This is a genomic window from Candidatus Gillettellia adelgis (assembly GCA_020541285.1).
Taxonomy (GTDB): domain Bacteria; phylum Pseudomonadota; class Gammaproteobacteria; order Enterobacterales; family Enterobacteriaceae; genus Gillettellia; species Gillettellia adelgis.
Genome location: CP047043.1, coordinates 711,152 through 727,684, shown reverse-complemented (window position 1 = coordinate 727,684; position 16,533 = coordinate 711,152). Strand labels below are relative to the sequence as shown.

Sequence of the window (16,533 nt, the reverse complement as noted above, 5' to 3'; positions counted from 1 at the left end):
TATTATTAAACTACCACTAGATTAAGCAGTTTACCTGGAATATAAATCACTTTACGAAGTATAACTCCGTTTAAATATTTAGCGACTAAATGTTCACGGGCAGCGCAAAGACGCACTTGTTCTTCAGAAGCATCAGCTGCTACAGTAATTTTTGCGCGTAACTTACCGTTAATTTGGACCACCACTAGTTTTGTAGCTTGGGTGATTGCTTGTTCATCGACAACTGGCCAAGGAGCAGTGTCGATACCACCCTGTCCGCCTAATGCTTCCCATAGCGCAAAACTTATATGCGGAGTGAATGGGGACAACATGCAAACAACGGCAAGTAGTGCTTCTTGTAAAACAGCGCGCTCTTGTTCGTTATCTTGTGGTGCACGTATTAGTGTATTCATCAGTTCCATAACCGCAGCAATCGCAGTATTAAAAGTCTGGCGGCGGCCAATATCATCACTTACCTTAGCAATAGTTCTATGCACATCTCGGCGTAAAATTTTCTGCTCTTCAGTCAACTGAGTGAGCTTTAAAGGCTGTACTTTGCCTTTTTTAAGATGATCGTAGGTTAGTTTCCAGAGACGTTTTAAAAAACGGTTCGCTCCTTCAATACCAGATTCTTTCCATTGTAGTGTCATTTCGATTGGTGCGGCAAACATTATAAATAGACGCATGGTATCTGCACCGTATTTTTTTATAATCTCTTCCGGGTTAATGCCATTATTTTTTGATTTCGACATTTTACTCATACCTACATGAACTAATTCATGTCCTTCTAGATCAGTTGCTTTAATAATATGACTCTTATCATCGCGCTCAATAGCGACATTACTTGGCGAGACCCAAATACGTGCGCCGCTATTACTGATATAATAAAAAGAATCAGCTACCACCATACCTTGACATAGTAGACGCTTAGCTGGTTCATCAGAATTTACTAAGCCAGCATCACGCATTAATTTATGAAAAAAACGGAAATACATAAGATGCATAGTAGCATGCTCAATACCACCAATATATTGATCAACCGGTAACCAATAATTGGCAGCAGTTAAATCTAACATGCCTTTGTTGTACTGTGAACACGTATAACGAGCATAATACCAAGATGACTCCATAAAGGTGTCAAACGTGTCTGTTTCACGATATGCTTGTTGTCCATTTACATGGGTTTTTGCCCAATTAGGGTGAGCCTTTAATGGATTAAGAATACCGTTGATCACTACGTCTTTAGGTAATATCACGGGAAGTTGATCTTCCGGTGTCGGTATAAGGCTACCATCTTCTAACATCATCATGGGGATTGGTGCCCCCCAATAACGTTGACGTGAGATTCCCCAGTCACGTAGACGGTAATGTACTTTTCGCTGACCAATACCCTTAATAACTAATTTGTTAATGATCAAATTAAAGCAAGTGAGATTATCTAGACCGTTAAACTCGCCAGAGTTAAAGAGTCTTCCTTTTTTAGTCATTGCTTTTTTATGAACGTTCGGTTGACAACCCTCTCGATCTAAAATAATCGGTTTGATTGGGAGATTATATCGAGTTGCAAATTCCCAATCATTTTGATCATGAGCTGGTACAGCCATAACTGCGCTGGTATTATATTTTATGAATGTAAAATTACTAACCCAGATTGGTAATTTTTCACCATTCAATGGATGGATCGCGAAGAGGCCAGTTGACATGCCTTTCTTTTCCATCATCGTCATGTTAGGCGTAATAAACTGTACGTTACGGTTTATTTCAACAAATTTAGCCAACGCAGGATTATTATCTTTACTTTGCTGGACTAATGGGTGGTTTATGGACAAAACTATATAGGTAACACCCATAAAGATGTCAGGACGAGCAGTGTAAATTATCAATTGCTCGTTATTGTCGATAATTTTAAAAGTAATATCTACACCTGTAGATCGGCCAATCCAATTTCGCTGCATGGTTTTAACTTGTTCAGGCCAGTTTTCTAGACTATCTAGATCATTGAGTAGTTGTTCAGCATAATCAGTGATCTTGATGAACCACTGCGGAATCTCTTTTTGTTCAACTCTGGTATCGCAGCGCCAGCAGGCGCCGTTAATAACTTGTTCATTAGCTAATACAGTCAGATCTTGGGGGCACCAGTTTACTTTTGAGGTGTTTTTATATACCAGACCTTTTTGATAAAGTTTAGTAAAAAACCACTGTTCCCAACGATAGTAACTAGGTTCACAAGTAGTGATCTCACGATCCCAATCGTAACTCAATCCTAGCAATTTTAGTTGGTTCTTCATATATTTGATGTTATTATAGGTCCACATAGCCGGCTCTGTGCGATTTTTTATCGCAGCAGCTTCTGCTGGAAGACCAAAAGCATCCCATCCGATGGGCTGTAGCACATTTTTACCCAGCATGCGTTGATAACGCGAGATAACATCACCAGTCACATAATTTCGAACATGCCCCATATGAAGATGACCCGATGGATATGGTAGCATTGATAAACAGTAATATTTTTGCTTACTAGCGTCCTCAATAACCTTAAAGGTTTTCTTGTCTTGCCACTGCAGTTGTACGCTTGATTCTATTTCTTCCGGGCGGTATTGTTCTTGCATGGTGACCGATAATCCTATAGATAATACTGTTATTTTAGTTATTCATAAAAAACTAACGCAATAACGATAAGGTATGCGTAACTATTTTATATATCTTAAATAATTTGAATATAGTATACCATAGGCGTAGTAGTGTCTGAAGACAGTGAACTCACAAGTCACTAAGGTAATCAAGGAAAGCTATCATGGTGTTAATTGATAACGTAACTCGCATTGCATGGCTGATCAGACCTCTTAGTAATTACATTGCGTGTCTAACTCAATACATTAAATTTGATATTTAGCGGTTATAGTAGCCAGTTCTCATACGATATTGAGAATCAGTTGTCTTAAATATACATTATTTGACGAGCGAAAATTCTAATGAATTTATATAACATTCTTCCAGTTTTGGATATACACTTCTAAAGCAATAACATTTTATTTTAAATAAAATATTTATCAACGTCAAATAGCAGTGTGCTTGTTATTTTTTAAATATTTCACATCACTTGTTTTTCAAAGTTGAATATAAATTAAAGTAAAGAATTATAATAACGCGTAGTATATATTCTATGACTTAGTTTTTAATTGGTTTTCTTCGAAAATAAATTGCTCTATTAAGAGTTATATTCTTAATTATTTCAAAATACGAAGGGGCAATGCGAGAATTGTATTTTTTGCACCTTAACATCAATTCAGTACATAAATTGTATATTTTATTAAATATAATGTTTCTAATTAGAACACAACAGATAATATTTACTATAAGCACATGACATTTATGAGTTGTCATTATATCTATGTTCAAGAGGTTTGGCGCTCTCATAATTTTTTTAGAAAGATATGAATGTTTTACCGCGCATCATCTAAGTCTCCTCTGAGAAAGCACCAGGCGATACATTAATATTTATTATATTAGATTAATATAATCTATGGGTACTAAGTATATTATTCGCGGCTTTCTGTTCTGGATTTTTAGATATATCTACACATCTGTTATTTTGTTTTACTATATTAGTATATACCGAGAGTTTTCTTTAGTAAAGACATTAGCTTTTTGTATATTTTATAGTATATATAGATAGCGCTATGCATTTATTAATAATAATATGCTTATTTGGCAGAGTATATATTAATAGACACGCTATCCTGTGACTTATTCTAGAAAAAACTACCATAACAATTTGCAAATATTTTCCTTCGCAAATAATCAAGGTTAAGAAGAAACACTAACACATATACAATTTTTATATATAAGGTATGTTAGAGCATTTTTTAAAATCTGAAAATTTGCACATCTAGCGCTGTTTTATAGTCATTAATGTAGTTGATTACACGGCTATCGTACTTAAATATAACACCGATTGAAACTCAGCCCAGTATACAGTCGTCTATTGAGTAAGCGATGAGTAAATGAAAATTGAAGATTTTAGTGTATCTGACGGTAACATTTAGGTACCCATAAGGCTAGACATATAAACGTTTCTATCGATTCAAGAAGAACAAAATATTCTGTTTACTGTACTATCCCTATTTATCCTGTAAATCAGCATGGTAAGATGAGCGAACAAATGGACCACAGACTACGGAGGTAAAACTCATAGCTTTTGCCTTTTCTTTTATCTCATCAAACTCATCTGGACTAACATAACGCTGAACTTGCAAATGATCTTGACTTGGTTGAAGATACTGGCCGATTGTTAGCATGCTAACACCGTGATAACGAAGATCGCGCATCACTTGAATAATCTCTGCATTAGTTTCACCTAAGCCAACCATTAAACCAGATTTAGTAGGAATATGTGGAAGAGCTTCTTTAAAGCGTTTTAACAACTTTAGTGACCAGAGATAATTAGCACCAGGACGAACTGTATGATAAATACGAGGTACACTTTCCACGTTATGGTTGAATACATTAGGTGGTACGTTAATCAAAATTTCTAAGGCGCGATCCATACGACTACGAAAATCTGGCACCAATGCTTCTATTTTGGTAAACGGATTTTTAGCACGAATTGCAGCGATGCAAGCAGCAAAGTGCTGTGCACCGCCATCACGTAGATCATCGCGGTTAACCGAAGTGATCACTACGTATCGTAGCCCCATCTCTGAAATAGTGTTCGCTAATTTTTCTGGTTCAGTAGCATCTGGAGTCATGGGGCGTCCATGCGTGACGTCACAAAATGGGCAATGACGAGTGCAGATAGCACCAAGGATCATAAAAGTAGCGGTGCCATGGTTGAAACACTCGAATAGATTAGGACAGGATGCTTCTTCACAGACTGTATGCAGGTTATTTTTATGTATAGCTGCCTTAATATTTTTAATACGCGTCGAGTTAGCTGGTAGTTTAATTTTTATCCACTCTGGTTTTCGAAGAAGTTCATGTTGTTCCGTAGTTCCTCTATGAAACGGGATTGACGCTATTTTATTTTTATCATGGTATGGATATTTAACCACGCTCTCCATATGACTTAGTTTACTCATAATCATGCAGGTTCCAAGGACGAAGTTCAATGACTGGGCTGCCAAGTAATTGAACAAATTTCTGTGTTAAAATTGGATGCACATCTTCAATCCTAATATTAGGCGCTATCGTGCTAATTTGTATCATCTGCATTCCAATATAACCGCATGGGTTGATGCGTTGGAAAGGACTGAGATCCATCGCTACATTTAGCGCTAGACCGTGGAATGAGCTGCCTTTACGAATACGAAGTCCTAATGAACAAATTTTTTTTGTTCCGACATATACACCATGCGCATTTGGGTTGGTATGAGATACAATGTAAAAATGTGCAAGAGTATTGATTACTGCATCCTCTATGATTTTCACTAATTGACGTACACTCATCTTATTGCGTATTAGATCAATCATCACATACATTACTTGCTGCCCTGGGGCGTGGTATGTCACTTGACCGCCGCGATCACTTTGAATGACTGGGATATCACCTGTCATCAATAAATGCTCCGCTTTACCAGTTTGACCTTGAGTAAATACCGGTTGATGCTGTACTAACCATAATTCATCAGATGTAGTAATGATGCGACTATCTGTAAAGATACGCATAGCTTGCAGTACTTGTTCGTAGGGCTGTAACCCTAACTGACGTACAATTATCTTCTTGGGTTGTAAAAGAGTCGTCTCAAAGTTATAGATAAAAGCTATCTCATTATATCAAGTGTACTGCCCTTAGGCAGTAATTTATTGTAATACATGAATCTAAAAAAACAGATTAACTTTTTGAGGTGAATACGTTATTTATATTAAATTTAAAGTACTAGTCTCACAGGTTTAAGGTTGCTTAGCTCTTCGTGAAATTTTGTACTTAGTTAATATGAATAACGTTAGTAGTCACAACAACAGAGTAATAGTTGTCTTTTTATTTGATTTAACCTATCAATTTCATCACTTTTTGAAAAGATCGAACTACTTTTATTATTTATTTTAGTCATGCTAATTGTACTAGCCGACTTATTTTATAAATGAATAAGTATAGGAATTCAAGTAGTTTATGCACTTTGGTTTTTTGCGTGTTTTAGTATTTTTTGTGCTTTACCATAGGATATAATAACGATTATGCAAGTTATTTTGCTCATTATATTCTTACAAACACTATAAATTAACCTATATAGTTAGAAGTGAATTATATGCAATCAATGGAGAGATTTATTCGATTTAAGACTTATGAAGATTTTAAGCGAGATTTTCTAAGTTTTTCTAGGTTTATTGCGCGATACCCTCTTAAATTAAGAGGTGTTCTGGCACACCAAACCTAGTATGTAAGTGACAGTATTATCTTCATTTTAAAAATTTAGAGATAAGTAAATATTTTTAGTATTTAATACTGCATTAAAATTTGTAACGACTGCATTAGTTTTTACTAATATTAGATTCAAAACAACCAATATAAATATCCTAAAAGACAGGATAACATTCTAAAAAACTTATCATGCTCTTAATATTATATGTGCACGATGATTTTTTTTTGCACGTCAGTAAATGTATAGCGTGATATTTAGTAGTATCACAACGACAGCATCTGATTTTAATATTCATCATAAGTATTGCGCATTAACAGTAGAATCGTCTATCACATATAAGAGCTACGGCGTTCAAGGACATTAGTAGTTAAATAAAAGCTAAATAAGAAAATGATAATCGTCCATGACGAGACATTAAAAAAATATAAAAGCACACATACTAAAATAATAAATCTTCTCATAAATCAGTATGAAATTATATAGTTATACTGTACCTAAAGTGCCGATGTAACTGATATCTTAAGAAACAAAATTTTAAATTACTTTTGTTAGTAGGATATATTTTATTATGAAATAATAAATCGGGCTATGTAGTTTTACTGAACTCTATATTCAGTATGATCTCCCACTTAGTGGGAGCTAAGTGATTACAAGATCAGCATTGATGTTTAGCTTGCTTGCAACCACAAAACATAAAGCGCTGCACTCAAATAACTGTCTGCACTACATTGCACCATCCACTTATATTATTCAGGTATTTATTAACATACCTATGCATAGGAACTTGATAAAAACTAAGAGGTTAAGTTACTATGCTGCAATACCATTTTATAAGTACAAATAACTTAAATAAAATCATAATATTTTCTGTTTTTAGTGTATGTAATGTAGTCAGTTAATTGCTATCGTCTACTCGATAGTTACATTCATTTGATGCACTTCTGGTATAACGCACACAAAGAAAAATTTACAACTCTTTAATGAGCATGGGTATACAGTCAACTTTTAAATAGATTACTTCTACTACTTAAAGGAGAGTATTATAACTATTCATTATTACATCCTCTCTAGAAATACAGTCAATACTAATGTGTTTAGAAATATTTTGTGAAGATAAGCTTGATCTCACTGCAGCATTACTCTATCTGTTTATATCGCACTACATTAATTTACATAGTTATTAAAATCACTCTCGTCTTGTGCATCTACCGTTACTTCTTTTAACTTCAACGTGATAGCTTTAGGTACTGATAGTAAAGATTTGATAGATTAATAATATAATCAATGTGCAAAATATTCATTTTATGCTACTTAAATTTGATTATTTTGCACTATGAGCTCTACTGGAGTTAATATTTGAACTAGTATGATTAATGGATGTGAAAGGCAATATTCAAATGACTAATCCGGCAGAGCTAGTTATATTGAGTTGTAATAAGATATTATCTACCATTAAGCGGTTATCCCGTTAATCAATAATATATTTTATGTTTCTCAGGAAAACACATGCTTCTCTATATTTTAGAGAGGTAATCATCTGAAAATCAAGACTTTTAATAGAACAATATACTGCTTTATATCGGAAATGTAGAATAGAGAAAACCGCTATTGGAACAATAGCGCTGCCAAGATCAATTGCATGCATCAGGTGTTAATTATAGCCTTGGTTAGTGAATCATGATATTCAATTTATATAATCATCGCTATCAGTGCATGCATGTTGCATACGGTAAAACAGGTACGTAAAATTAATAATATTTGATGCACTGCTATTAATTATTGGCGCTGCCGGCACCGGAAAAGATATTTCCGCATGGGCGAGCTATTCATGCAATGTTTCGATAAATGACTTTTTTCGTATTGAACTGTGTAGCCTGTCTAGATGACAACTGGATAGAAGAATCTTAAGTTATGCTCCAGGCGCTCATGCTAACTATAGTAGAAAATAACGCGACTTTTTGAGCCTATTAATAGTAGTGCATTATTCTTGATGCAATCAGTAAAGTGTCGCCTCGCATGCCAACTAAGTTACAACGCTTCTTTATGAAGGTTTGGTCAAACAGGTGAGGAAGAGCAGATAAATATTGCTATGCGAATAATCTACGAAACTTAGAACATTTCACTACTTTAGTGTAATACAGCGAGTTTTAAAAAAATTCTCTTATCACTTTAATACACTCCTCATTACTATTGCTTTGTTTTGAAGAGCATCCTACAGATCTGATTTGGTCAGAATTTAATGGGATATAATTTAGGAAACGAATACTCGAGGAGTCATCGAATGATATGAACAAGCATTTTAAATATTTTGTATTTTACGCAGTTAAACCATGCCTATCCAAGTACTTGCAAGTTTGTTGAAGAAACATGGTGTATTAGAGCCTACCATTGTTCATAAATTGCGTAAGTACAGTCTTAGCAGTAATAGAGAAAAAATAGCGAAATAAATATTGATTATACCTTTGTGCCTTTGATGTCTCGGTTCTTTTAATTTAACGCTAGCAAGTCTACATCGCCATTTTATGTATTGAGTATTTTATCAATAAATTTTCATATACCGCTAGACTGTAATAAACAGTCAGGAGGCATATGAAGCTATCAATGAATAAATAGCTGGATTACGCTAAGTTGTAATTTTAATCGAAAAAATTATTTTAATTATTTTAAAGTATGTATCTTAGCAAGTGACTACAATACATCCTAGCTAACGTCAATAGATGTTAACCTAAAATAGTTGTACGCTTTTAATTATTGATACGCTTAATTTTAATAAAAAATAGATTGTATGACAATGAACCTTGACTTGTCCTAAAGAAAGTACTAAAATTTTTCTATCAAAAATATTACAATAGCAGAAATACTCTTAAATAATGCTACAATGCTATTGTATATCTTGCAGAATTGCGGTGATTGCTTTAATTCTTTTCTTCACATAAGATGTTTTTGTTAGTATAGTAACATTATTTAAATAATAGTAAAACTGACATAAAAAATACGAGTTAACTCATTATCTGATAGTAGTGTTGTGTATTCAAGTTATCACTTGAATAGTTAGATTTTCTAAAATACACTATTATTAATTAGAATTACGCATTCTGGATATTCACTATAACATCTTCTATTATAATTCAATAAAAACGTCGCAATAGCCTCAGTCACATAAGTCATTTACTATACTAGATTAGTATCTGTACACATATGACAAAATTGTCTACCAGACTATGAAATGCTAAAATAGCAAATCCAACACAATAATCGTACGTTAAGTATTGACTGTCTTTATGAAAGACATGCACTTAGTTGATATATCAATATCATAACTGAATAATAAAAATAAGCGGATTAGTTCATATGATTATGTTGCATTAAATTAATTATAATGCATTAGTTACCTAACATTATGAAATGTTCAACTACGCAACCCATAACCCTGTTCGATTAGATGCCAAGACAATAGGTAAAATATTACAATCAACCCTATTAATACTCCCAGAGTAAAAACTAAAGGTACCTCACTGATACCAAGGAAGCCATAGCGTAATCCACTAATCATATGGACAATTGGATTTAACTTAGATACTGATTGCCAAAATGGCGATAACAGTGTTAGAGAATAAAACACCCCACCTAAATAGGTGAGAGGTGTCAACACAAAAGTTGGGATTAAGCTAATGTTATCAAACGTAGTAGCGAATACTGCATTAATAATTCCTACTAAGGAGAATAACACCGCTGTTAGTAGCAATGTCAGCACGATCGCCCACCAAGCGTACACGTGTAGCGGCAAAAAAAACAATGAGGTACCGGTTACCAAGACACTAACGCAAATAGCACGTGCCACGCCGCCGCCAACATACCCTGCAATCACCACATGCGTAGATACTGGTGCCACAAGTAGCTCTTCAATATTACGCTGGAACTTTGCATGAAAGAATGATGAAGCAACATTAGTGTATGCATTCATAATCACGGCCATCATGATTAAACCTGGAAGAATAAACTGCATATAACTACACTCATGTATCCCCCAGGTATGTGTACCAATTAAGTTACCAAAGATAATAAAATATAACGTCATTGTTATCACTGGTGGCACTAAAGTCTGTATCCAAATGCGCGAAAAACGGTGAATTTCTTTAGACAAAATACTTTGCAAGGCTACTAAATGCAAATGTGTCATGTTTTTTCTCCATTACCTTTAACTAAAGTGATAAATAACTCTTCTAGGCGGTTAGTTTTATTACGCATACTCATCACCTGTATCCCCTGTTCGCTCAATTGAGAGAACAAGGAATTTAATCCTTGCTTACGTATCACTTCTACTTCTAACGTCATAGCATCAGTTGCACGACTATGATAGCCACTGAGTTTTGGGAGCGTGCTTTTCTCTGCGAGATCAAGAATAAAGGTTTCTGATTTCATCTTAGATAGCAGGTTTTTCATTGAAGTATTTTCTATTAATTTGCCATTTTGGAGAATACCAATGTTTCGGCATAGCATCTCCGCTTCTTCTAAATAATGCGTTGTGAGAATAATAGTAATGCCATCAGCATTAAGCTCTTTTAAAAAGCTCCACATTAAACGGCGAAGTTCAATATCTACTCCAGCAGTAGGTTCATCAAGGATTAGTAGTTTTGGTTGATGAATTAATGCACGTGCAATCATTAAACGACGCTTCATACCGCCGGATAGCATGCGCGCAGGTTGATTACGTTTACCCCATAAATTAAGCTTTGTGAGATATTTTTCTGCACGTAGTAACGCTTGATTACGAGTAACACCATAGTAGCCTGCCTGGTTAATCATAATTTGTATTATAGTTTCAAAGGGATTGAAATTAAATTCTTGTGGCACTAGTCCAAGCTGGCGTTTAGCGTTTACAAGATCTTTGTTGATGTCCCAACCGAATACCCGTATTGTGCCGCTAGTTTTGTTGACTAATGAACTAATAATACCGATTATAGTAGATTTTCCGGCACCATTTGGCCCTAACAAGGCATAAAAATCTCCTATTTGAACATTTAGATTAATATTACACAATGCTTTTGTACCATCGGAATAATTCTTGGTAAGTTGTAGCAGTTCTAGTGCATAGTTCATGTATAAATAGGTACCTTATAAAATAAGCATATTACTGTATCTTAGCGTTGAAATGCTTCGATTATTATTGGTATTTAACTAGGTTAAATTTTAGGGCATAGTGTCATTTCTCGCATTTCAAATAATCAGAGTGATTCTATATAATTTACATTATTTTCAATGTGTTACAATGTAATGAAGTACCTTAATCATATCGTGGTTTTTTCATACGTTAGATTTTCTTGTTTACTTCAGTTGTATACTTACAGATATGACTTTAGGAATTTGCTATATTGCTAACTCCCTGTACTTCGTATACTGCAGGATATATTCACAACCTTTTAAGATGTAGTGTTGTATCTAAAAATGAAAACAAACGATTAGTCTATCTATTCTCGTGTCTCGTAGCTTCAAGTGCAATAAGTATACACGGAATTAACTTAAAGACATATTTCTAGTAATTAACAATGCACATCAACCCTATATAATAAAAGATGTGACGGTTTCATGCCAGAACACATTTAGTACAACGTAGCTCTGATTACGGCTTATTGCCTGATGCATTATTTTAAAATCTTTCTTTAAAATCTTAGAACTTTGTATGGGGCAATAAATGTGCTTCATTCTTATTATTATAACTCAGCCTTTTGTACTATACAGTGCGTACTGTATAGTACAAAAGGCTGAGTTATAATAATAAGAATACAGTTGTACTACTAATCTTCCTATAGCTAAAAATCTAAACCCGATAAAGATTATTAGAAATTTAACGTCGCAGGTAATAAATACACATTATGGTATCTTACTAAAAGGTGTGTTAGTGGAAAGTTAAATACTATTATACGATATATAATAAAAACTTAACAAGAAATCTTATAAGCTTCATAATAGAAGCTAAATTCTGTGGTCTACATTTTAATGAATTACGGATATATAATCCACTTTATCTTAAAAATATTATGAATATAACTAATGGCTACACATAGCGATCAATACTGGATGTATCAAGCATTGCAACTAGCTTTCAAAGCTCAAAAAGAATGCGAAGTGCCTGTGGGAGCATTGCTAGTAATGGATAATGAAGTGATTAGTATAGGATGGAACCGCTCAATTAGCTGTCATGATCCTACAGCTCATGCGGAAATCATAGCATTACGCCAAGGTGGCGCAGCGCTAAAGAACTACCGTTTACTAAATACTACACTATATGTTACACTTGAACCATGTATAATGTGTACAGGAGCGATCGTGCATAGTCGCATACGCAAGTTGGTGTATGGTGCAACTTATAAGAAAACTGGTGCGATTAGCTTATTGACAGACATTATGCGATATGCCAGCCCTTACCATAAAGTCGAACTTGTTTCAGGTGTGCTGGCTAACAAGTGCAGTGCGATGTTGCATCATTTTTTTCGCTTACGCCGTGAACAGAAAAAAAAATTAAAACAATTTTTACGTATAAGTCATAAAATAGATTAATATTTTAGTACTTTTAATTAGAAAAGGTAAAACTCAGAGGATCTGCAGCATAATAAGTTAGTTAGTAACTACTATGAAAAGAATAATTCACACAGAACAAACTTATAGTGCAAAATGGTGTAGCACATCAATGATATCAGAAAAAACTCTAGATAGCTTCTTTTCGAAAACACTGATGACAAGCTGATTATATCAGCTTTTAATCAAAATTATTTACGATAATATGATATCAGGAATGTTATCTGCCTACATGTCAACCGTACATACAGTAATATAACCATAAGTCAGATATAAATAGCAGCGCTTTAGATAAACATAGAAAGATGTAAGTGAACATTAATTTAGCTATTGGGGCGGGGTTAACCTGTTAGATTTAGTTAATTGTAAGCGATTAAATATAATTTCATTAAGCGATGTTAAAAACGCCACTTACAATAATTGTATGCATTGATATGCATAATACATGTTTTCGAAATATATTTCCCATTTATTAACTATTTTTTAGAGCGTACTACTTGAGATGCTCTCTTATAAATTATAAAGATCATTAACTTTGAGGTTATTAATAGTGGCATGATCACAATATTATAACCCATGTGTTAGTGGACGAAGTGAATCTATAGATTTTATGGCAACCCTTGATAGTTAATTCCTTTCATATCATAGCTGTCAGTTAATCTTGTTAACATGTCCTTTAAGTCGCAAATAAAATTAGATGAAAACTAAATTCATAACTAATTACAAGGGTTGCGTCTCAATATGTCTTAAGTCATTTACCCAACCAAGACATTTATAGCTAATTTAATGCGATATCTTCAATATTCTTGTTAAAGATATTCAGCGTAACAGATGAGTTGTTATGGTGACGACACTGTAGGTATTAGATGATAGTTATTGGTGAATAATAGCACATACTGCTAGTTATCGTATAAACGCGTTGCAACAGGGTAATGTTTACTAAATAATATAGGATATCGGATACTCTTTAGTTATACCTGTCTTGGCAGTTTTTTAACGTAACCTTATGATAAAACTATACACTAAGATTTAAGAATTTATCTACTGCTAGTTGTGTGAGTCTTCTGAGATACGAAAAACAGTGCATCACTCGTTTTACTCTCCAATATTATTCGCAAAGTGTTTTACCATTTCATAGTAAAACTTGCACACTTTTAGTGATAAAGAGCAATACTCAGTGAATGTAATATCCTGATTAGTAAATAATATATTAAACTTCATCAAAGAAAATTACTCTTCCTGATAATTTTACTGGATAATTTTCAGGCGCGGAAAAACATGAATAATCAAAGCAACAATACTAAATTATATGTGTTGTATTTTGTTTTTTCAAATAGTTATCTATTAGTAATATAAGTACAATAATCATCCACGCTGTCTGATTGTTAAATCACTGGTATAAGGAACGGTATGCATAAATGCTAACGTGCAACTGGATTGATGTAATTTTCCATCCGATAGTAGAATATTATTCTAAATCAATAAATGATAGACGGGTTATGATGCAGTAAACTCTTCAAATCATATATCATTGTATCATTGAGGTGAGTAGGGAAATTTACGGTATAAAATTTATAGTATGACCGCTTATATATTCGAATAAATGTCATCACATTAAACTGTTAGTTTTTACCTAATACTAGAAGCTCCTATGTGCTTCACCAGTTAACGGAGTAACACATGTCTAGATGCCTTAGAAGAACTAAGATTGTTGCCACATTAGGACCAGCTACTGACCGCGATAATAATTTAGAAAAAATTATTATCGCTGGCGCTAACGTAGTGCGGCTTAATTTTTCTCATGGAAGCCTAGAAGATCATCAGATCCGTGCAAACAAGGTACGTAAAATTTCTAGAAAGCTAGGCTGTCATGTCGCCATTTTTGGTGATTTGCAAGGGCCAAAAATCCGTATTTCCACCTTCAAAGAAGGAAAAGTTTTACTTAAAGTAGGTAATACATTCCTTCTTGATATCAACTTATCTAATAAGGAAGGGGATCACGGAAAAGTTGGTATCGACTATAAAGATTTACCGAAGGATGTAATACCAGGCGATGTACTACTACTTGATGATGGTCGTGTGCAGTTAAAAGTAATTGAAGTGCGAGGTACTAAAGTATTTACTGAGGTTATTATTGGTGGTCCGCTGTCTAACAACAAAGGAATTAATAAGCGTGGAGGTGGTTTATCAGCAAAAGCACTAACCGAAAAAGATAAAGTTGATATCATCACTGCAGCTAAGATTGGGGTTGACTATCTAGCTGTTTCATTTCCACGTTCTGGTGCAGACTTAGAATATGCTCGTCGTTTAGTACGAAAAGCAGGTTGTCATGCTAAAATCGTCTCTAAGATTGAGCGCGCAGAAGCAGTACGTAATGATGAAGTTATGGATAATATTATTCGGGCTTCTGATGCAGTGATGGTAGCTCGCGGGGATTTAGGTGTCGAAATTGGTGATCCAAAACTCGTGGGTATTCAAAAAAAACTCATTAGGCGCACCCGTATGTTAAATCGTGCTGTTATTACCGCGACTCAAATGATGGAATCAATGATCATTAACCCATTACCAACGCGCGCCGAAGTCATGGATGTAGCGAACGCTGTTTTAGATGGCACTGACGCTGTAATGCTATCGGCAGAAACCGCTGCAGGAAAATACCCTGAAGAAACTGTGGCAGCAATGTCGCGCGTTTGTTTAGGTGCAGAGCAGATTCCGAGCATCAAGGTTTCTAAACACCGCCTGAATGTACAGATCGACAATGTTGAAGAAGCGATTGCTTTATCTGCAATGTATGCAGCGAATCATCTCAAAGGGGTTACCGCACTGATTGCTATGACTAAATCAGGGCGTACCGCCTTAATGATGTCACGAATAAGCTCTGGACTACCGATCTTTGCTATGTCTAGATACGATGACACACTAAATTTGACTGCACTATACCGCGGTGTAACGCCAGTGTACTTTGATAGTCTCGATAATCATGCTATTACCGCTGCTAAAGCCACCAACCACCTACGTGACCAGGGATTCTTGGTATCTGGTGATCTAGTGATAGTAGCTCAGGGTGATGCAATGGAAACTATTGGTACTACAAATACATGCCGTATTGTGCGCGTTGAGTAATAATTACTAAAACAAATATCAGCCAGTTAGTCATTCACTGGTATTTGTTTTCTTTATTATACTAATATTAAAATCATATGCTTTAGTTTTAACTATTATGCTGTAATAGTCGTTTAGTAAAACTATTTGATAGTATCAAACGTTATAGATAATACGTCATACAAGAATTTTGAATTCTTATTCGAATTCTTTTATCTTATCACGTAAACGTACCGGCTACGTTACGATACTATACCTAGTTGTATACTTATGAGTAATAAAAGTATAGCATTTACTGCTAAATATAAAGTTAATGCGAATATATAGCTCCTTGAGCAATAATGCCTCTGTCAAGCATTAATTAAAAGCGATCAATACTAAAACACAGATTATTAATTTAAAATTGCAGCGTTGCCTATATTATAAAACAAATCTGTTATTTTTTTGCTATTTTTTGAACGTATTGGATTAAAATTGTCCAGCACTTCGTATAATATCTTGCCATAGAAGATACAAT

7 protein-coding genes are annotated in these 16,533 nt (G+C 34.4%); 2 read left to right on the top strand and 5 right to left on the bottom strand.

Features of this window, described 5'->3' with window-relative positions:
* Positions 1–5: 5 nt before the first annotated feature.
* The 5 genes from leuS to GIY03_RS01555 form a co-directional block, all read right to left on the bottom strand.
* Positions 6–2,588, bottom strand: coding sequence for a leucine--tRNA ligase (leuS, locus tag GIY03_RS01575; protein WP_457913409.1), 2,583 nt, complete (start codon positions 2,586–2,588; stop codon positions 6–8).
* A 1,512-nt stretch (positions 2,589–4,100) separates the two neighbouring features.
* Entirely contained in the window at positions 4,101–5,057 is a 957-nt protein-coding gene (gene lipA / locus GIY03_RS01570; protein ID WP_457913967.1) for a lipoyl synthase, read from the bottom strand.
* Positions 5,050–5,694, bottom strand: coding sequence for a lipoyl(octanoyl) transferase LipB (gene lipB / locus GIY03_RS01565; RefSeq protein ID WP_457913966.1), 645 nt, complete (start codon positions 5,692–5,694; stop codon positions 5,050–5,052). The genes lipA and lipB overlap by 8 nt, the downstream gene beginning before the upstream one ends.
* 4,053 nt (positions 5,695–9,747) lie before the next feature.
* Entirely contained in the window at positions 9,748–10,518 is a 771-nt protein-coding gene (locus tag GIY03_RS01560) for an ABC transporter permease (RefSeq protein WP_457913408.1), read from the bottom strand.
* Positions 10,515–11,438, bottom strand: a complete 924-nt coding sequence (locus GIY03_RS01555) for an ABC transporter ATP-binding protein (protein WP_457913407.1) — start codon at positions 11,436–11,438, stop codon at positions 10,515–10,517. The genes GIY03_RS01560 and GIY03_RS01555 overlap by 4 nt, the downstream gene beginning before the upstream one ends.
* Before the next feature lie 951 nt (positions 11,439–12,389).
* Here GIY03_RS01555 and tadA point away from each other — a divergent pair.
* Both tadA and pyk read left to right on the top strand, forming a co-directional pair.
* A complete protein-coding gene (gene tadA / locus GIY03_RS01550; RefSeq protein ID WP_457913406.1) occupies positions 12,390–12,896 on the top strand; it encodes a tRNA adenosine(34) deaminase TadA in 507 nt (168 codons plus the stop codon).
* 1,698 nt (positions 12,897–14,594) lie between these two features.
* Entirely contained in the window at positions 14,595–16,037 is a 1,443-nt protein-coding gene (gene pyk / locus GIY03_RS01545) for a pyruvate kinase (RefSeq protein ID WP_457913405.1), read from the top strand.
* Positions 16,038–16,533 lie beyond the last annotated feature (496 nt).